Raw genomic sequence first — 19,267 nt, 5'->3', positions numbered from 1 at the left:
CACTCGTCAGCTCCTACGGGCTCCGTCTCGGTCACGTCAGGCGGTTCACCGGCTCGCGATGGTCATCTTCATCGGCCTGCAGAAAAATAACCCGCTGTTGCCCCAGCGGCGCGGGCAATGCCTGCTGCTGCACCGGCCAGAAATGCGTTTCCACGTGGCTGATGTCGCCGTCCTGATCGTTGTGAATGGTCATCACCCCAGGCGTGCGCAGTTTCTGGAAACGCTCATCGCAGAGCTTGAAGCTTTTGCTCAGCCCTTCATCACCAATCACCGGCGAGGGCAATCGGCGCTGGGCGAAGCTGCGGCTCTTGCGTTGCTGATAACGGGCCCAACCAATCAGGATCACGGCGTTGACCACCGCCACCCACATATAAACCTGCAAGGTGCCCAAGGCATCGAATGCCGAGTGCTCGATGCGCGGGCCGCCGGTGGTTTCGATCAATGGCCATAGGCCGCGCACCAACAGGTACAGCAGGCCGACCCAGGCCATCACGGTGAGGATGATGTCGATCACCACCAGAAAGGGCCGTTGGCGAGTGCGGATAATTTTCATTTGATGACTTCCTCCTGATCGTCGCCCAACGGTCGGATGCCCCGATCAGGACTGACCCAGCGCGCGCGTTTCTTGTGTTGGCTGAACAACACTTTGGGGAAACTGACCAGGGTGGTCAGCAGACTGATGAGCCAGAACACCAGCGGGTACCAGACCACCCAGAACATGGTCTTGCCCAGACCCGGTTCATAACGACGATCGATGACGATGCTGACCGCGAACTGCACCAGGCAGACCACCGCCAGCAACAGACCGGTGAAGGCTGGCGGCATCAGGTGATCCACAGCGATTGCATCCGGCATGACCATGAACTTGCCCATGCCCCAGAAAATCACCGACAACAGGAAGGTGAACGCCCAACCGGTGGACAGGCAGTATTCGAACAGCAGCGGCCACAGGTAGCGATGGCGGTACTGCCAGATGCCGCGAATGTTCTTGAACAGCACTTCGGCGCCGCCCTGAGCCCAGCGCAGACGCTGTTTCCACAAACCGCCGATGGTTTCCGGCATGAGGATCCAGCACAGCGCGCGCGGTTCGTAGAAGATGCTCCAGTGATCGAGTTGCAGCTTCCAGCTGATGTCGATGTCTTCGGTGATCATGTCCGGGCTCCAGTAACCGACCCGGTTCAGCGCGGTGCGGCGGAACGCGACGATCACACCGGAGACGGTGAAGATGCGTCCGAACACCCGTTGCGTGCGTTTGATCAGACCGATGATCGAGGAGAACTCGCCGACCTGCACCCGCCCGATCAACGTCGACCGTGTGCGGATGCGCGGGTTGCCAGTCACCGCGCCGAGACGTGCGTTATCCAGCATCGGCGCAACCAGATAAGCCGCGGTATTCGGCGCCAGCAAGGCGTCGCCATCAATACACACCAGATACTCACTGCGCGCAGCGATCGCGCCCATGCGCAGGGCCACCGCCTTCCCCTGGTTTTCCGCCAGATGCAGGACCCGCAGTCGTGGATCTTCCTTGGCCAGCGCATCGAGCACAGCGGCAGTGTTGTCCTTGGAGCCGTCGTTGATCGCGATGACTTCGATGTTCGGGTAGTGCTGGGCCAGCGCCGCGTGGATGGTATCGGCAGCGTTATCGCCTTCGTTGTAGCAAGGGATCAGGATCGAAATCAGCGGCTCGCCTTCCAACGGTGGCGGCAGGGTGTCGTCCTGCCACGGCCAGTGGCGCTCCCAGTGCAGCCAGAAATACAGGCCGCCGGCGATCCACAACCCGGACATGAACAGCGGGTAGAAGAACACGAACGACATCAGGAACTGGCCGGTCACCAGGAAAATCAGCCCCAGCGGAACGCCAAGAACGATCGCCAGAACAAGCAGGGCTAACAGTCTATCCAGCATGTTATGGATTCCATTTGTTGGAGAGTGCAGGCCTTACGGTTTTCAGGTCCGGCAGGTTGTCGAGGAAGTTGTCCGGGTAGTAACCGAAACTGGTCGCGCCCTGGCGCTTGAGCCGGCCCATCCAGTCCGCTAGCTGCGCGGCATCGATATCGGCCTGATCCTTCTGGTTCCAGTCACGCGCCTGCAATTCGAACACCGTGCGATTCAGCGCACCGGGGCGTTTCTTCACCGTGGCGACCAGTTCTTCCAGCCACCGGCCGGACTCCGCCAGCGTCTGTTTTTCCATCAACGGCATGGCCATCGGCGCCGTCCAGTCGTAGGTGGCGAGGAAGTCATCGAGGTTCTGGGCGAACCACGCTTCGCTTTCAGGGTTGAGCATCGGCTCGGCGAAGATGTTGCGCGCGGTCAGCACCTGCGGACCGCGGATTGCTCGGACTTTGGCGGTCAGTTCGTTGGTGAATTCGATCAGGTAGCGGCTCTTGAAGCGCGTCCAGCGTTGCATCGCTGCCGGGTCGTCGCGCAGCGCGGCAATCGAGCCGGGCAACCCTTGTGCAGCGTAGGCCTTCAAGGCATCCGGGCTGGCATCCTCAAAGTCCGACAACACTGCGTCGTCATGGTAGAGAACGCCATCGATCGAGGTCAGACTCGCCAGGTCTTCGTAGATTTCACCGATGACTTTCCGCACCTCGGGATTGAACGGTGACAGGCGTTTGTACTGCTTCGGATCGACCGAGGTGGTGGCGGTTTTCGGGTCCCAGCGGGTTACACGCGGCAGCTTCGAATCGAGCTCGAAACTCAGCACCGGCATCCACGCAAAAACCTTCACATGGGCACGGGTGCGCAGTTGCCAGGCGACGCGGTCGAACAGGTCGGCGCGCACCGGCAAGTGGCGGTTGGGGAAGTACAGCGAGTGCACCAGACCATCGCCCTTGGGATCGGCAAAAGCTTGCAGAAACACCGTGGTGGGGCCCAGGTCAGAAATGCGCTGCACCAGTTTGCCGAGGTTGATGTCCTGTTGCGCCGGGTCCGGGTCGTAGACGTTATCCAGATCGACATGCACCACGCGCATCGCCAACTCCTCCTGTACCGCGACGATGCTGTTGGCAAAATGCTCGCCGTCAGGGTCGGAGGTAACGAGGAAGCGTGGGCCGCTCATCAGGTTGTCTAGGGTGTCGAGGCCGTCGTCCAGGGTCAGGGCCATTTCATAGCCCTCCTCGCCAACCACGCTCAGCGACGTGCCGTCAGCGGCGCCGTACGGCCAGACCCAGACCCGCGGTTTGTAACCGGTAACCTGGCGGATCTTCTCGGAAATAGTCTTCACGTCGGTACGAATGCGCGCCTGGAAATCGGCTTCGGACTCGTAGCGTTTGGTGACGGGGTCATAGCGCCGGGTCGCGGCGGCCGGCTGCAGGTTGCCCTGCGGGTTGGCGAGGATGCCTTTGTGGCTGGCGTCGGTGTGGGCGGCGATTTCCACCAGTCCGGACCTGGAGATTTCGCGTATCTGCTCCCAGGTCAGAAAATTCGCACGGTTACGCGGCGTGCCGGCAAAGTCCACCGGCTGATTCAGCGGTGTGTCGATCCAGGTGCCAACCGGGGCCAGCAAGGCGTGCCAGTTGTAGGCGCGCAACACTGGCAGCACGCGGGTATAAAAGCTGGCGTAACCGTCGTCGAAGCTGAGCAGCACCGCTTTCGCCGGCAGCTCGGGGCCACCCTTGCGTGCGGCCATGATCTGGTCGACGGTAACCGGTTTGTAGCCGTTCTCGCGCAGCCAGGCGAGTTGCTCGATCATGCGCTCGGTGCGCACTGCCACCACGGCCTGATCGGGATCACGGTCTTCGACGTCGTGATAGGCGATGCCGAGCACGTGGTTTTTTGGCCACGGTTGTTCACTGGCCGCGACCGGGCGCTCGGAGGGCGGCGCGAAGGCCGGGGCTTGCTGGGCGCAGGCGCTGATCAGCAGCGCTCCCAGCAGAAGGATGAAACGCGAGATAAAAGGCATCTTCAAACTCTTCTAGAAGCGGAAAGTGAGGTCGACAAGCAGACGCAGATCAGTTTCCCGATCACCGTCGTAAGGCCGGTTGATCACACTGAACATGCCGCCCACATCGAACACGTCGTTCCAGGCGTACCGTTGGCCATAACCGAGCAACGCCATGCCGCCGGTGCCGTGGTCGCGCTGACTGTAAGTGCCCGCGCCGGCCTGGAATTGCTGGCTCCAGGAAGTCTCGTAACGGTGATAGAGGACGTGGTTGACGTTGACCAGCGGCATCACGCTGAAGTCCGACTTGGGGTTGAAGTACGGCACGTCATCGGATTTCGAGTTGTGGCTGGTGCCGACTTCCAGACCAGCATCGACCTGGATGTTCGGCGCGCTGTAGATACCTTCACGTCCGGTCACCAACGCTTCGACACGGTTGTTGCCATCGCTGAAGTGCGAGGGGCTGACCGAGACGCGCCACTCGCGGCTTTCGTTGGCGCGCCAGCGCAGGAACGCGCTGCCGCCATTGGCCTTGATGTCGCTGTTGAGCGCGCGCAGCGGCGTTTCCGCCGAGAGGTATTCGAGGCTGCCGCCGTACTGCCAGTGATCGTTGATGTCACGGGCAATCGCCAGGCGCGCGCCCTGTTTGTCACCGAAGCCGTAATCGTGATTCGACACTTCGGCCTCGAGGGTCATGTCACGGGTACGCCGTTCCAGGCCGACCCGCTGGAAGCGATGGTGGCCGGTGCCTTCGGCGAAATCACCGGTGGCATAACCGGCACCGGCGAACACCCGCCAGTCTTCGTTGATCGGCGGGCTGTAAAGAGTGCTCTGGATGCCGAAATCACGGCTGCCGCTGACCGCACCGGCATCGCCACTGCCGCCACCGTTGGCCTTGCCGCCGTAGGCTTCGACGCGCAGTTCGGCCATGTCATGGACTTCGCGCTCGCGGGCCAGTCGCTGCACCTGGCGGTTGTCCGGATAGCGCGCGACCACGTCGTCGACCAGCGCGTCGTTCTGCCGCCACTCCTGCAACTCCATCGCGGTGCGCGCCTGAGCGACCTCCAGGCCCGCGTCGCGCGGTGCCGCACTCTCGGCTTCCTTGAGCTGGCTTTCCGCGCGGCGCGGCATCTGGCGGGCGAGGTAGAGATCGGCCTGGGCCAGACGCAAGCCGAGATTGCCTGGCGCTTGCTCGATCAGAGTCTGCAAACGCTCTTCGCCGTGGGGCAGGTCGGAACTGTAAGTGCCAGCCTGCGCCGCGAGTTGCTGGGCGTCCATCCACTCATCGTTGGGATTGCCGATCGGCAGACCCTTGAGTTCGACGCGCGGACGCTGGGCTTTCGCCGCGTCTTCGGCGACCTTGCGCGCCTCGTCGGCGCGGTCGCTTTCCAGCAGCGAGTAGTACAGCGCAGTGGTGTCTTCAAGGCGATCACCGACATCGGCGTCAGGCGCTGAAAGCACCTGGCGATACAGATCGGTGGCGATCTCCGGCTCACGCTGATCGAGATAAGACGCCGCCACCCAGCGCAGGGCGTAGGTCGGAATCTGCACGCCCTCGGCCTGCAGCTTTTGATATTCGCCGATGACGTCGGCAGTGCGCGCCCGGGCCTTGAGCGCGCCCATGCGGTCGATGCGCCAGCGCGTCACGTCGTCATGGGCAGTGGCGTCAGGCGTCCAGGTCGCGAGCAATTTGTCGTAATCGGCGAGCGCGCGGTCAGCAATGACGTAGCGTTCCTGTTCGCTGCGGGTGGCCAGTTCGGCGAGGCGTACGCGTTCGGCGGCGAGATCGCCTTCGAGGCGGCGCAAGGTCACCGGATCGATAAGACCGGGACGCTGACGGGCCAGACGCAGCGCCGGTTCAGGCAGACGGGCCTTTTGCAGCGCGACCACGTACTCGCGGGCGACTTCCGGTTTGTTGCCGGCGCGGATAAAGGCCTGATCGTATTCGAAGAGTGCGTCGTACTGCTTGCCGGCGCGACCGAGGGCGTAGCCCAGGGCGAGGCGGCGGGACGGATCATCGGGTTTGGTGGCGACCAGCGCCTGGGCGCGGGTGACGGCCTGATCGGGTTTGCCGGAATCGGCCTGGGTCAGCGCGAGGCCCAGTTGCAGGTCGGCGTTGTCAGGTTCCAGCGCCAGCGCCTTGTTGTAGACCTGGGTGGCCTGATCCCAGCGCTTGAGGTTGCGGTAGGCACGCGCAGCGGCGGTCAGCGCCTGCACCGGCAGAATGCGGTCGCGGCCCTGGGTTTCATAGACCTTGACCACTTCGGCATCGAGCCCGGCCCAACTGGCGATTTGCAGGTGATCGCTGACCTGGCCATCGCTGGCCTGACCCGGCGGCACTTGACGCAACACCGTCAACGCAGGCGTGTAATGCCCGGCCCGGGCATCGCGCACCATCTCGTCGTAGGGTGTGTCGGCCAACGCCAGCAGCGGCCACAGCAACTGGCTGCAGAGGGCGAATCGGAACAAAGGGCGCAAACCACGATGTAATACAGGGCCATCAATACGCGGCATTTGTCAGCATCCTTACATGGCCAGCCGGGTCGCAATGCCCTCCTTGCCCATTCGTAACGGTGGCCGACAGAAACAGCCTTCGGCCAAGCTTGGTGAGGCAGTCTGCACGCAAGCGAGAGCGAATTTTCACAACGCAATATTTGTTCAGAATCAGTCAGCGCGTACAAAAGCCGTACAGCAAAACGCCCGGCGCCTGTTCACACAGGGGCCGGGCGTCTGGAGGGCGCGCGGTGGATTTATTGCACTTGGGTGACGCCGGCGAACTTGCTCATCAGGAAGCCGATGAACTGCTCGACGGTCATTTTCTGGCCGTTGAATTCGACCTGATTGGCCGCGTAATGCAGCTTGGTCACCACGTTGGTGCCGTCGACGACGGCCAATTGCGAGCCGACCGCCATGCCGGCAAACATGTCCGCCGCTTCCTTGGACTGATCGACGATGGCTTTGGCGTCAGTCTGGCCATCGAGTTGCGCCTGCACGCTGAGCAAATCGACCAGCATCGGCTTGGACACTTGAATGTTCAGGTCGAGCAGCGCGATCAGTTGCTTGCCCAGTTGATCCGGTGGCAGGTCCATCGATTGCGGCTTGGTCAGGTCGATCACCAGATTGGCGCGGCTTTCACCGTTGGCGGTGTTGAACGAAAGGTTCTCCAGCGCCAGTTGCGGGCCGGCGGCCAGCAGCTTCTGCAGATCGGCTTTGACCTGAGCATTTTCCGCTTCGGTCAGGTTCAGCTCTGGCGCCGGAAGCCCCTGAGCGGCGGCTTCGGCGGCGGCTTTTTCGTACGGCTGCAATTTGGTCTGGTAGATCTGCATCAGCGACATGGTCGAAGGGATGTCGAGGTTCTTCAGGCTCATGGCCATGGCTGCCGAACCGACTTTCTTGTCATTGAGCGTCACTTCGCCGATTTTGTAATCGGCACGGCCCGAGGCGTTGCTGCCGTTCTCTTCGGTGCGGTTCTTCATTTCGAAGTTCTTCACCCCCAGCACCATCGGCTTGGCGCCGAAGGTGGTTTTGCTGCTGGTCACTTCCAGGGTGTTTTCCCCGGTGTAGTAGCCGTAGCTGCTCTTGGCGAGGTTGCTGGCCAGGGTCAGGCCGTTGAGCTCGATCTGCACCGGCGCCTGGTCTTCCGACACGGTGACCAGTTTCAGGTTATCCATGTAACCGTCGGCCTTGACCTTCTGCGCCTGGGCGCTGGCGGCGATGTCCATGCTCAGACCGGAAAACTTCAGGCTCGATTGCTCATCCAGTGCGGTTTCGAACGGCACCAGGTTCAGAGTGCTGGTGGTCGATTCGTCGTAGCCGATGTTGGTCACGCCCTTGAGCGGCGCGGCGCCATTGGTAGCGGCAAACCACTTCTCCGTGGACGGGCTCTTTTCCAGCTCGTAGTTGCTGGTGGCCATGACCGGCAACCATTTCAGCGAAACCAGACGCGAGAAAGGCAGCGGGCCGTGTTCAATGTGGTCGACAAACAGCAGCTCGACCGGCGCATCGCCGAACATCTCGCCTTCGCCCTTGAGGCGATAGTGCGCGGTGCTGGTGAAGGTGTGGCGTTCCAGCGACACCAGCTCCAGCGATGCCGTCCCGTTGGAGCCGGCCATGGCGGTCTGCAGCTCTTTGTTGGCGTTGGTCACGGCGTTGTTCAGTACGCCTTCGATCTTGGTTCCGGTGTACCAGGCCCCGCCTGCGCTGATCGCGCCGATGGCAACAACAATTCCGAGAAGCACGCCTGCTGATTTATTCATGAATGACCTGATCGATTTCCGTGGCTGTGGATGAAGTCGTCTTCCTTGAACCCGGTATCGGGTCGCGGCGCGACTGTGCGCAATAAGCGGTGGAGATTAGCACCGGGCGCGGCGGACGGCCCAATGTTTAAAGGTTAAAGAGTGTCTGTGGACACTTGAGAGAGCAAAAAGATCGCAGCCTTCGGCAGCTCCTACATCTGGAATGCGATTCCCTGTAGGAGCTGCCGAAGGCTGCGATCTTTTGATTTCAGGAATATTGGACTTCAATTTCATCCAGCTGATGATCGAAACTCTTCAGCCGCGCGGTCCAGGTATACACCAACACCTCAAAATCCCGATCGATCACCGCTCCGCCCGTGGTATCCGCCCGCACATCGCAGAAATCCAGCTGATAGCGCTCGCGGGCCATGGCCGTGGCGACGTCGGACAGTTCCCGGGCATTGTTGAGCCAGTGCCAGCCTTCGTCGGCGATCTGCTTGTCGAGTTCCAGGCACTGCTTCTTCAGGGCTTCGAGGCTTTTTTCCAGCGGCGTGCCGGTGAGTTCGCCCATGACTTCAGCAAAGGTTCGACCCGGCTGCCAGTAGCTGCCCCAGAAGTAGCGGTCGAACACGGTTTCGACCCGGCGCAGAGCGACTTTGGTGTCCCAGATCAGCACGAGCATCTTGCCGCGCTCGAGCTGGCGTTTCTTGACCCGCTGCAGCTGAATCGAGGTCCAGGCGACGACGACGATCGCCATCACCGCGATCAGCGCAACGGCGCTGTCGAGGAAAACCATTGCCGTGTCGATCTGGTGGGCCAGCATGATCCCGTAGAAATACGTGGCCGAGAGCAGCACAAGTGCGACCAGTGCGCACCAGAAGCCGAGAGCGTAAGGGTTTTTCATTATTGGTTTCCCCTGGGCCAGCACGAGCAATGTGCATTGCAGGAGCGCTTGGCATGGGGCGCCCCTCCAACACTTCAAAGCATAGCAATGGCCTCAGGGTTTGCTGGCGCCCGAGGTGTTCGTTCGTCCGCTTTCCCAGCCACCGCCCAGGGCAAGGAACAAATCGATCTGGCTCATCGCAACCTGGGTATTGGCGGCGGCCAGTTGCGCGGTGACATCGGTGTAGGTGCGGGTCGCTTGCAGGTCAGCGAGGAACGACTCGCGGCCGGCCTGGAAGAAGCGGTGCGTCTGCTCGGCGGCGAGCTTCGCCGACTGCTCGGCTTCGGCCAGTGCATCGCGACGCTGCAGCAAGGCGCTGTACTGGGCCAGACCGGTCTGGGTCTCGCGGATGGCGTTGAGCACCACACCGTCGAAATGCGCCAGCACGCCCTGAGTGTTGGCCTCGGCCTCACGAATGCGCGCACGGGCGCCGTTGGTCGGCACCTTCCAGCTCAGCGACGGGCCGAAGCCCCAGCGGTTGGTCGAAGGATCGCCTAAATCGTCGATCAGACCGACAGTGCCAATCGTCGCGCCGATGCTGATGTCCGGGTACAACTCCCCAGTGGCGATACCGATGCCCGCAGTTGCTGCCGCGAGACGGCGTTCAGCCTGACGAATATCCGGGCGACGCTTGAGCAGCGCAGCGCCGTCACCCACCGGCACCCGTTGCGCGATCTTCGGCAACTCGGCGCAACTGGCTGTACCTGCCGGCAATTGCTCGAGCGGTTTGGCCAGCAGCATCGACAAACGGAACAGCCCGGCCTGACGCGCCGCTTCATAACGCGGCAAGTCGGCGCGCAGGGATTTGAATTGGGTTTGCGAACGGGTGACCTGGGTTTCGTCGCCACGCCCGGCGTCACGCAGGCGCTGGATCAGCGAAGTGCTCTGGGATTGCAGATCGAGAGAATGCTCGGCGATTTCGCGCTCTTCGTTGGCGGCGCAGACCTGGGTGTAAGCGCGAACCACGTCCGCCACCAGCGTGATGCGTGCGGTATCTGCGGCGGCCTGGGTCGCGTCGGCATTGGCTTTGGCCGCTTCGATGCCGCGTTGCAGGGTGCCCCACAGGTCAAACTGATACGAAGCGCTGATGCCGATGTCGCCGACGTTATCTACCGGCACTTTCTCCGGCAGCAGGAACGCCTGACCGGATTCCTGCAGACGTTGGGCGCCCATCTTCACCCCGCCACTCCAACCGCCAGCGGCCTCGGCTTCATCCACCTGAGCGCGCGCCCGCGACAGGTTCGCCGCCGCAACACGCAGATCGGTGTTGGACGCCATGGCCTGCTGCACCAGTTGATCGAGGCGCGGGTCTTTATACAGGCGCCACCAGTCCGCCGGCACCGGCGCCGAGACCACCGGTTTGCCAGCGATTGCCAGCTCGCCCTGAATATCCTTGCGCTGCGCCGCCGCGTCGGCGGGCACCTGATAATCCGGGCCGACCATCTGACAGGCCGAGAGCATCACGCCCAAACCGGCGATCAACCAGGCCCTGCTCATGGCTGCGGCTCCTGCGCCTGATCGTCGATGATCGACACAGTGGCGGTACGCCCGGCGATCATGCGGAAGTCGGCCGGTACATCATCGAAGGCGATGCGCACTGGAATCCGCTGCGCCAGACGCACCCAACTGAACGCCGGGTTGACGTTCGGCAGCAGGTTGCTGCCACTGGTGCGATCGCGGTCTTCGATGCCGGCGACGATGCTTTCGACATGCCCGCGCAACCTGGCGCGGTCACCGATCACGCGGATATCCACCGATTGCCCGACGTGAATGCCGTCGAGTTTGGTTTCTTCAAAATAACCGTCGATGTGGAAGGAATTGCTGTCGACCACCGACAACACCGGGCGCCCCGCAGTAACGAACTCCTGCGCACGCGGCGCGCGGTCGTTGACGTAACCGTCGACCGGACTGCGGATCACCGAACGATCGAGGTTGAGCTGCGCACTGTCCACCGCCACCAACGCTTCGGCCAGGGCCGATTGCGCACGGGCCACCCGCGACTGGCTCTCTTCCAGTTGCTCGGCCGGCACCAGGTTGCCGAGGCCACGGTTACGCTTGGCTTCACGCTGCGCCTGGGCGAGGGTTTCCTGGCGATCGGCAACGGCGGCCCTGGCCTGGCGCAGGGCCAGTTTGAAGCGGTCCTGGTCGATGCTGAACAGCACCTGGCCGCGCTTGATCAACTGGTTGTCCTTCACTTCGACCTGCTGGATCAGCCCGGACACGTCCGGGGCGATCTGGATGATGTCGGCACGAATGTGGCCGTCGCGGGTCCACGGTGCGAACATGTAATACATCACCATGCGCCAGACGAGGACAACGGCAAAAGTCACGATCAGCAGGGTCAGGACCACGCGACCGATAGTCAGAAACGGTTTTTTCATGTCATCAGGTATCGACTGAGTGAGTCCACGCCGTACAGCAGCACGGCGTAGAGCGCCACGTTGAACAATGCCCGGTGCCAGACCAGACGGTAAAAGTGCAGGCGTTGCAGCACGCCATGCACCAACAAAAACAGCACGTAAGTGATGCCCATCAGCACCAGCAGGGTCGGCAGGAAGATGCCGCTGATATCCAGATCACCGATCATAGGGGCGCTCCATCGGGCAGCGGTTCTTCGGGCTCGGCGCTGGAGACGAATTCGACGCCGGGCAGCAAGGCCAGACGCAAACCGCTCAAGGCGTGCAACAGATGCAGACGGGTTTCATCGTCACCCTGGCCGTTCAGCGCACGGCGGGTGCGATCCAGAGTCATCAGCAGACCGCTCGGCGCCGGCAGGCGTTCGTCGGCTTTAAGGCAGGCCCGAAAATACTCACCAACTTCGCCCACCACCTGTCGCAACAAGACGTTTGGCACGCCAGTGACGCGCGGGGTGTAGGCGAGCAAATCGAGCATATTCAAACCGACGCGCACTTCGCGCATGGCAATGCCAGTGTCCTGGCAGGTCAGGGCCAGACGCGGCAGGTGCTGCATCAGCCGATCGAGCAACTGCACGCCCAGTTGCCGATGCTCGGCGAGACTCGCCGGCTCGGTCATGCTGACGATGTCTTTCCAACTGAACCGGGTCAGGCGCTTGGCAGCCAGCTCGGCACCGAACGGTCGCGCTACCAGCGTCCAGATAAAGGCGAACAACAGACCCAGCGGCCCGGCGAGGTTGGAGTTGGCGAAGGCGAAAAAGTCCGCGTCGTAGGCACCCTGAATACTGATGAACGACGAGGTGTTGACCAGCGTCAGCAGCATGCCCAGATAGAAACGCGGCTGCACCGTCAGCGTGCCGATGCAAATGAACGGCACGGCAAATGCCAGCACCAGCATCGGGAAATCGTGCAGGTTGGGCAGGATCAGAAACAGGTAAAGACTGGCGAACAGCACCGACATCCCGGTCCAGAAGAAGAACCGGTAAATCTGCGGCGCCGGATCGTCCATCGAGGCAAAGAAGCTGCACGCCACCGCCGCCAGGATCACCGCACTGCCGCCATCCGGCCAGCCGAGCAGAATCCACAACACCGAAGCGACGATGATCGCCAGAATGGTCGAGGCCACCGAATACAACATCAGCCCGCGATCGATGAACGGCGTCAACCGGCCGAGGCGCCAGTGCCGGTACACCGCGCGCCAGCTATCCTGGCGTTCGCAGAGAATCGCGTCCTGCAGGCTGCGGCAGTCCTGCCACAGATCGATGAATTCACCGAGGCGGTAGATCGCGTTGGAGAACAGCAGCTGTTTGCGCTCTTCCAGCGCTTCGGCACTCGGTTGCAGCGCGTCGAGTTGATCGCGCAGTGCTTGCCAGCGCTCAAGATTGGCATCCGCATGGCTCAGCCATTCACGGGTGGCTGCGAGCAACGGCTGGAATTTTTCCACCAGTTCCGGGGTGCGCCGTTCGAGGGCGTACAGCGAATCCTCAAGCGCATCGATCACCGGCAACAAATGGATCATGCGCCCGCGCAATTCCTTGGTATTACGCACGGTTTGTGGCCGCGCGCCTTCGTGGGGCAACTGGCCGATCATCAACTCGAGGCTGTTGAAATTGGCGACCATGGCCATGCGCAACGCGGTGACTTCTTCCGGCTGCACATCGCGGCTGAGAAACTTCAGGCTGTAGCTCGTCGCATCGGCGAACCACTTGCTCACCGCATCGTTGAACACCGGTGCCAGCCGTCGCGGCCAGAACATCGCACCGACCACCGCAGCAACAGCGATGCCAAGGAAAATCTCTTCGGTACGCGCCTCGGCCACGTCCCACACCGCCAGCGGATTATCCACCACCGGCAGGGCAATCAGCGGCAAGGTGTAGCCGGCCAGCATCAGTGCGTAGCTGTTGGCCGTGCGCAGATGCAGGGACATGAACAACAAGATGCCGGTCCACAAGGCAATGACCACCACCAGAACGTAGGGGCTCTGCACGAACATCGGCACGAACAGCACCGCCGCCGCCGCGCCGAGAAATGTACCGGCCGCGCGGTACAGCGCTTTGGAACTGGTCGGGCCGAGAAACGGGCTGGAGACGATATACACCGTGGCCATCGCCCAATACGGACGCGGCATTTGCATGAGCAAGGCGATGTACAGCGCAATCATCGACGCTGCAAAGGTACGGACCCCGTAAAACCAGTCACGGGCCGGCGGCATGCCGGTGAAAAAACCGTTCAAGAATTGACCACCACAGGCGAACTCGCCGCCTCAAAAGCCCTGAGTACCCGAAGCGTAGCTTCCAGATCGCTGCGTTCGATGCCTTCCAGCACCTCACGCCGCAAGCGCACCAGCTCGGCCTCCACCGCCTGCACCAGCTCGCGACCGGTATCGGTCAGGCTCAGGCACTTGGCGCGGCGATCCTGGGCATCTTCGGTGCGACAGACGTAACCGGCATGGCACAGCTGATCGAGCAAACGCACCAGCGAAGGACTCTCCATCCCCGCAGCCTGGGCAACTTGCACCTGGCGCACGCCCTCGCCCAAACGCCCGATCATCAACAAGGGCACGGCGCAGGCTTCGGAAATTCCGTAATTGACCAGCGTGGTCTGGCAGATCTTCCGCCAATGCCGGGCGGCCACCACCATGGCGCTGCTGATGTTCATCTGGAGACTGTCGAGGGAATCGGACACGGGATAACGGACACTGTTAGTTTGCTAACTATCAATATCGCATTGGTAGGGAATTTCAGTCAAGTTTTGAAACAAATCTTTGAAGCGCGCGCGGCGAATACCCTGATCAAGCGCGTGCCGTAAATCCGGCATGGCCCAAGCGCTTGGTCAAAGCAGAATCGTCAGCCGCCATAGCCTGAGGACATTTCCTCGATGTAGTCGAACACCTCCTCCGGCACGCTGTACTGAAATTGCTTGCGGCGATGCTTTGAAACCTTGTCAGCGTTGTCCAGGCACATCATTACCAACTTCGAAAGATCGCTTCCCCGAACATCGAAACGGTCATTCACCGCTTTGATGACGAAATCGTATTTTTCAAGAAACGCGGTCTCCTCGCGTAGCTCCACTTCCAGTGCCCGCAAGGCCATCTGCAAAGTAAATTCTGCGCATTGAGTAGCATCCCAGAATCGGTAGATAGCGTCGTGACCGATGAAATCGAACGTCATCTCATCGGAGTCCAGCCAAGTGACATTCCAGAACTCTCTAGCTGGTTTGGAGAACTCCTTCAGCGCTTCCAGATAGCTGGATTCCTCATGCTTCATCGCCACGGAGACGGGTAACAACAAACCGTTTTGCAGAGCACCGGACTGGCAGAGAGTCTGGTGAATCAGAAAGCGTGAGAGCCGACCGTTGCCATCCATGAACGGGTGAAGAAAAACAAATCCAAACGCCACAACCGCAGCTGCTATGAGCGGATCCACCTGCTTCGCCGAGTGATTGGCGAAAGCCATCAAATCCTCCATCAACTCACGACACAATTGCGGAGCTGGCGGCACATAACTGACTCCGGCGGCGCCTCTCAAGCCATTGTGCAAATGATTCTGTTGATGACGGAAGAGCACTGCTTTATCGAAGGGATTCGAGACCGTGCTGTTTTGCAACTCGACCAGATAGTCCTCGCTCAGCTCTGTACGCTCGTGAGCTTGACGCAGAAGTCGAACAAAGCGCCGCGACTTTTCTTCGCTGGGCTCTTCTTTTTCTATAGCGAAGGAATCGCGAGTCTCATGCAGGTAGGCCCAATTGATTGCCCGATCCATCATCTCCGGCGGCAACGTCGCCATGAAAACCTGGGCTCGTCCAATGATGTCCAGATCGATCAGCTCCTGTAGCTTCACCGTTCGCTCAACGGTGGCGCAGTAATGCAATGACCCCAAACCATTGAAATCGACTCGCCAGCGACTATTCCGAACAGCTGGTCCGGTCACGTAGCGTTTGGGGTCGAACAAGGCGACGGCGTTGCCTCGAACAGGGACGGAGTAATCCAGTCGCTTGCCAGTGAAGCTTTCCCATAGAAAACAGGCTTTACGGATGTATACCCCGTTCGGGGATCTGCCAAGCTCGCTTAACAGATCGCTCGCTTCAACAGATTCCAAGGCTTGGGCAAGAATGCACAGGTTTATTCCTTCATGTTTTAGCGCAAACAGAATGTGCTCGAGCGTTGATCCCTGTGCAGGCGCGACGGCGGCTGGAACAGCAAGACAATCACCGATCAAGGTAATTCGGGTGACCGGTTTGATCATCGCAACGCGCTTGGGAGCAAACGCCTTGAGCTTTAAAGCGTCCCGCAGGTTGGCATATCCAACAGTTGGCATCGTCATCTTCCACAGAAAAAATCTACTGCGACGATTAAAGCCCAGTTTTTTTTACAGCAGGCAGGTTTTTTTTACATTTCGGCCTTTTCCTACAATTTTTTTTACACGGCAAGTCTCTTTCGGGTATTGCCCGGGCGACCAATGACGCAGTTTGTTTCCAGACGACAGAAACTCAAGCTTATAAGTCATGCAGATTTACCGGCATGGGTGTTTCGTGATCTCGAGAACGCGCAATCTGCATAAGCTCAAGATCATCAAGCCGCTCGACCAACGCTTCGTAAACGTCGGCAGACACCATATAGCCCATGACCCGGTTGTGATTGAGTATTGCCACAGCACCGGCGTTTGCGCCTTTAAGAACGGCAGAAGGATTTTTCTTCAGTTCGGAAATACTGACAGCCATATCGGCGAAAACTCTTTGCACGGTAAGGACCTCGAATGCGATCGAAATTTCGGTCGATATCGAAGCTTATCAATTGCTGCCGTGACAGAGTCGCAAAGGTTCAGCCTGATCATCCCACCCGCCCCTTCCGCAACATCACATTCAACTGATCCACCACCTCCGCCCAATCCGCATCATCCAGAATCTCTTCGCGCAGAAACTGCGCCTGACTTTCCGTCCAGAAAAACGCGTCGGCCAGATGCAAATCCGGCTTGAGCGGGGAATGGCTGGCGATGAATTGGTCGATGCTGATCGCGTCGTGAGGGAGGCCAAGTTGTTTGAACAGGGCAGGAAGGCTGTGCTGCGGATTTTCCATGATGCAACTCCTCTGCAATTCAGGTCAGGCGTTACGCCGTTTGCTGCAGTGGAGTTGATCATAGCGGTCGCGGTGGGTTCAGGGTTTGGCGACGTTCGCCGAGCCTGCAGCCAGTTGCGCTGCCGGATAGACCGATTGCCATCCGCCGCCCAACGCTTTGTATAAACCGACCATCGCCAGGGAAACGCCGGTCGAGCTTTCTACCCATTGTTCCTGCGTGGCGAGCAAGGCGCTCTGCACGGTGAGGACGTTGACGAAATCGACCACGCCTTCGACGTATTGCTGTTGCGCGGTGCGCAGGGCGATCTGGTTCTGGCGCACGGCTTCGGCGAGGCTGTCGCGACGGCGCTGGCTGGCGTTGTAGGCGGTCAGTTGGTCGTCGATTTCATGCCAGGCGCGCAACACGGTCTGCTGGTAGGCGATGGCCGCTTCCTGTTGTTGGGCTTTGCGCAACTGCAGCATGCCGCGCAGACGTCCGCCGTCGAACAGCGGCAGGCTGAATTGCGGGCCGATGCCAAAGGCGCGCGAGCCCCATGAACCGAAATCGCTCAGTTGCATCGCTTGCGAACCGAGGTTGCCCGATAGGGTGATGCGCGGATAGAAATCGCCCTTGGCCACGCCGATACTAGCGGTGGCGGCGTGCAGACGCGCTTCGGCCTGGCGGATATCCGGGCGGCGCTCGGCCAGTTCCGACGGCAGGCCAATCGCGACTTGCAGTGGCGACTGCGGCACTGCCGCGTCTATCGACAACTCACGAGTGAGGGCTTGCGGCGGTTCGCCCATCAACAGACTGATCGCGTTGATCAGTTGCGCCTGACGCTGCTCAAGCGCTGGCAGCCGCGCTTCGATGGCGGCGACTTGCGCGGCGGCTTCGGCGACGTCGAGATCGGTCGCCACGCCATCGGCCAGCCGCAGTTGCGAAAGCTTCAGGCTGTGCCGGGCGACGTCGAGATTCTGCTCGGTGACGGCACGGGTGTTCTGCACCCCACGCAGCTGAATGTAGTTTTGCGCAGTGTCGGCCAGTACGGTCAGCAGCACACCGCGACGATCGTTTTCCGCCACTTCGAGATTGGCATCAGCGGCTTCGGTTTCACGACGCACGCGGCCCCAGAAATCCAGCTCCCACGAAGCCGAGAAACCGGCATCCCACAAGTTGAAGGCTGAATCGCCGTTGTTTCCCGAGGGATCGTTCAAGCCTTTGCCACTGTTGCGTTTGCGTGCGTAGCTGCCGGTGGCGGCGCTATTCGGATAACGCTCGGCGGTGATCACCTGGCGCGCGGCGCGGCTTTGTTGCAGGCGGCTGCTGGCCAGTTGCAGGTCGAGGTTGCTGGTCAACGCGCGTTGGGTGAGCGCTGACAGTTGCGGGTCTTTGAAGACCTCCCACCAGCGTTCGTCCAGCGGGTCGCTGACGGCCTGGCTCGGGGCGGACTGGCTCGGTTGGGCCCAGGCGGAAGGTTGAGTGGCTGCGGGTTTCTGGAAGTCCGGGCCGACGGTACAAGCGCTGAGGCTGACTGCAAGCAAGGTACTCAGGGTGAGTTGCTGCCACTGGCGTTTTCGCGAGCAGGCTCGTTCCCACAGGGGGAACGCATTACAAAATGTGGGAGCGAGCCTGCTCGCGAAGCTGACAGCCGATTCAACACCGATCATCGCTGCGTCACCTCACGCCCGGACGCCTTTGAGCTGGCGGTATCTATACTCGCCTCGACCGACATCCCCACCCGCAACCGCTCGGCCAGTGGTTGACCCGGCTCCAGCACAATCTTTACCGGAATCCGCTGCACCACTTTGGTGAAATTACCCGTCGCGTTATCCGGTTTCACCGCCGCAAAGGTCACGCCCGTTGCCGGCGCAATGCTCTCGACACGGCCAGTCAGGGCTTCACTACCGAGACTATCCACCCGCACTTGCACATCCTGCCCCGGCTGCACGTCGGTCAATTGGGTTTCCTGAAAATTGGCAACCACATACGCCTGCTGCAACGGCACCACCGCCAGAAGTTTGCTGCCCGGCGTGACGTAGGCGCCGACACGTACTGCACGTTCGCCGATCATGCCGTCCTGCGGCGCGATGATGCGCGTGTACGACAGGTTGAAACTGGCGATTTCCAGCGCCGCCTGCGCGTGTTTCAGAGTGCCTTCGGCAGCGTTGCGCTGGGCGGTGAGGATCTCGACCTGCTTGCGTTCGGCCGCCAGTTTCGCCGTCGCGGTGTCCAGGCGTGCCGAAGCCTGATCGATGCGCGTGCGTGCCTGTTGCGCGTTCTGCACGGTGCCGGCGCCGACCCCGGCGAGGTGGTTGTAGCGGTTCAGTTCCTGCTGCGCGAAAGCCATTTGCGCTTTGGCCGAGACCACTGCAGCCTGTGCCTGAGCAATCAGCGAAGCCTGCCGCTCCAGAGTCGCGTTGGCGTTCTGCAACTGCGCCCGCGCGACCAGGGTTTGCGCATCCGCCGCTTCCGCTGCGGCGCGCAAATCGCGGTCATCGATCAACGCCAGCAACTGCCCGGCCTTGACCTGTTGGTTGTCTTCAACCAGCACCTGTTTGATGAAGCCGGCCACGCGCGGCACCACCAGCGTGTAGTCGGCGGAGACGAACGCGTCGTTGGTGGTTTGCTCGGTGCGGTTTCCGAACAGTCCTGGCATCGCCAGGTACACCAGCACGCCCACCGCCAATGCGGCAGCCACGGCTACCGCGAGTTTTTGCTTGGATTGAGTCATAAAAAAA

16 protein-coding genes are annotated in these 19,267 nt (G+C 61.0%); all 16 read right to left on the bottom strand.

Annotated features, from left to right (window positions below; genetic code table 11):
• Positions 1–31: 31 nt before the first annotated feature.
• Entirely contained in the window at positions 32–553 is a 522-nt protein-coding gene (gene pgaD, locus AC0Z4S_RS03860; protein ID WP_485622122.1) for a poly-beta-1,6-N-acetyl-D-glucosamine biosynthesis protein PgaD, read from the bottom strand.
• Entirely contained in the window at positions 550–1,905 is a 1,356-nt protein-coding gene (pgaC, locus tag AC0Z4S_RS03855) for a poly-beta-1,6-N-acetyl-D-glucosamine synthase (RefSeq protein ID WP_253497789.1), read from the bottom strand. Before pgaC ends, pgaD begins: the two co-directional genes overlap by 4 nt.
• 1 nt (position 1,906) lies before the next feature.
• Positions 1,907–3,904, bottom strand: coding sequence for a poly-beta-1,6-N-acetyl-D-glucosamine N-deacetylase PgaB (pgaB, locus tag AC0Z4S_RS03850; RefSeq protein ID WP_485622121.1), 1,998 nt, complete (start codon positions 3,902–3,904; stop codon positions 1,907–1,909).
• 12 nt (positions 3,905–3,916) lie between these two features.
• Positions 3,917–6,397, bottom strand: coding sequence for a poly-beta-1,6 N-acetyl-D-glucosamine export porin PgaA (gene pgaA / locus AC0Z4S_RS03845; protein ID WP_485622120.1), 2,481 nt, complete (start codon positions 6,395–6,397; stop codon positions 3,917–3,919).
• A gap of 236 nt (positions 6,398–6,633) precedes the next feature.
• Positions 6,634–8,139 (bottom strand): YdgA family protein, encoded by a 1,506-nt coding sequence (locus AC0Z4S_RS03840; RefSeq protein WP_471878386.1) that lies wholly within the window; start codon positions 8,137–8,139, stop codon positions 6,634–6,636.
• 247 nt (positions 8,140–8,386) lie between these two features.
• Positions 8,387–9,022, bottom strand: a complete 636-nt coding sequence (locus tag AC0Z4S_RS03835) for a hypothetical protein (RefSeq protein ID WP_039756312.1) — start codon at positions 9,020–9,022, stop codon at positions 8,387–8,389.
• Between the two features lie 93 nt (positions 9,023–9,115).
• Positions 9,116–10,558 carry an efflux transporter outer membrane subunit gene (locus AC0Z4S_RS03830; protein WP_485622119.1) on the bottom strand — a complete coding sequence of 481 codons (1,443 nt, stop codon included), beginning with the start codon at positions 10,556–10,558 and terminating at the stop codon, positions 9,116–9,118.
• Positions 10,555–11,442, bottom strand: a complete 888-nt coding sequence (locus AC0Z4S_RS03825) for an efflux RND transporter periplasmic adaptor subunit (protein ID WP_485622118.1) — start codon at positions 11,440–11,442, stop codon at positions 10,555–10,557. Before AC0Z4S_RS03825 ends, AC0Z4S_RS03830 begins: the two co-directional genes overlap by 4 nt.
• Positions 11,439–11,648, bottom strand: a complete 210-nt coding sequence (locus AC0Z4S_RS03820) for a DUF1656 domain-containing protein (protein ID WP_016772264.1) — start codon at positions 11,646–11,648, stop codon at positions 11,439–11,441. The genes AC0Z4S_RS03825 and AC0Z4S_RS03820 overlap by 4 nt, the downstream gene beginning before the upstream one ends.
• The gene (locus AC0Z4S_RS03815) at positions 11,645–13,708 is read right to left on the bottom strand and encodes an FUSC family protein (protein ID WP_485622117.1); all 2,064 of its coding nucleotides are present in this window, start codon (positions 13,706–13,708) and stop codon (positions 11,645–11,647) included. The genes AC0Z4S_RS03820 and AC0Z4S_RS03815 overlap by 4 nt, the downstream gene beginning before the upstream one ends.
• Positions 13,705–14,133 (bottom strand): MarR family winged helix-turn-helix transcriptional regulator, encoded by a 429-nt coding sequence (locus AC0Z4S_RS03810; RefSeq protein ID WP_485622433.1) that lies wholly within the window; start codon positions 14,131–14,133, stop codon positions 13,705–13,707. The genes AC0Z4S_RS03815 and AC0Z4S_RS03810 overlap by 4 nt, the downstream gene beginning before the upstream one ends.
• Positions 14,134–14,321: 188 nt before the next feature.
• Complete coding sequence (locus tag AC0Z4S_RS03805; RefSeq protein ID WP_485622116.1) at positions 14,322–15,791, bottom strand: Fic family protein; 1,470 nt, start codon at positions 15,789–15,791, stop codon at positions 14,322–14,324.
• A 178-nt stretch (positions 15,792–15,969) separates the two neighbouring features.
• Positions 15,970–16,215: a type II toxin-antitoxin system prevent-host-death family antitoxin gene (locus tag AC0Z4S_RS03800; RefSeq protein WP_253497765.1), complete on the bottom strand. Its 246-nt coding sequence runs from the start codon at positions 16,213–16,215 to the stop codon at positions 15,970–15,972.
• A gap of 88 nt (positions 16,216–16,303) precedes the next feature.
• A complete protein-coding gene (locus tag AC0Z4S_RS03795; RefSeq protein WP_485622115.1) occupies positions 16,304–16,549 on the bottom strand; it encodes a DUF2789 domain-containing protein in 246 nt (81 codons plus the stop codon).
• Positions 16,550–16,627: 78 nt separating this feature from the next.
• Positions 16,628–18,196, bottom strand: a complete 1,569-nt coding sequence (locus AC0Z4S_RS03790) for an efflux transporter outer membrane subunit (RefSeq protein ID WP_485622114.1) — start codon at positions 18,194–18,196, stop codon at positions 16,628–16,630.
• Positions 18,193–19,260: an HlyD family secretion protein gene (locus AC0Z4S_RS03785; RefSeq protein ID WP_485622113.1), complete on the bottom strand. Its 1,068-nt coding sequence runs from the start codon at positions 19,258–19,260 to the stop codon at positions 18,193–18,195. Before AC0Z4S_RS03785 ends, AC0Z4S_RS03790 begins: the two co-directional genes overlap by 4 nt.
• Positions 19,261–19,267: the final 7 nt, after the last annotated feature.

It is taken from the genome of Pseudomonas sp. 1L-B-1-E-C1 (genome assembly GCF_057291835.1).
The sequence above is the reverse complement of the archived record's forward strand: the minus strand, read 5'-3'. Positions and strand labels throughout refer to the sequence as shown.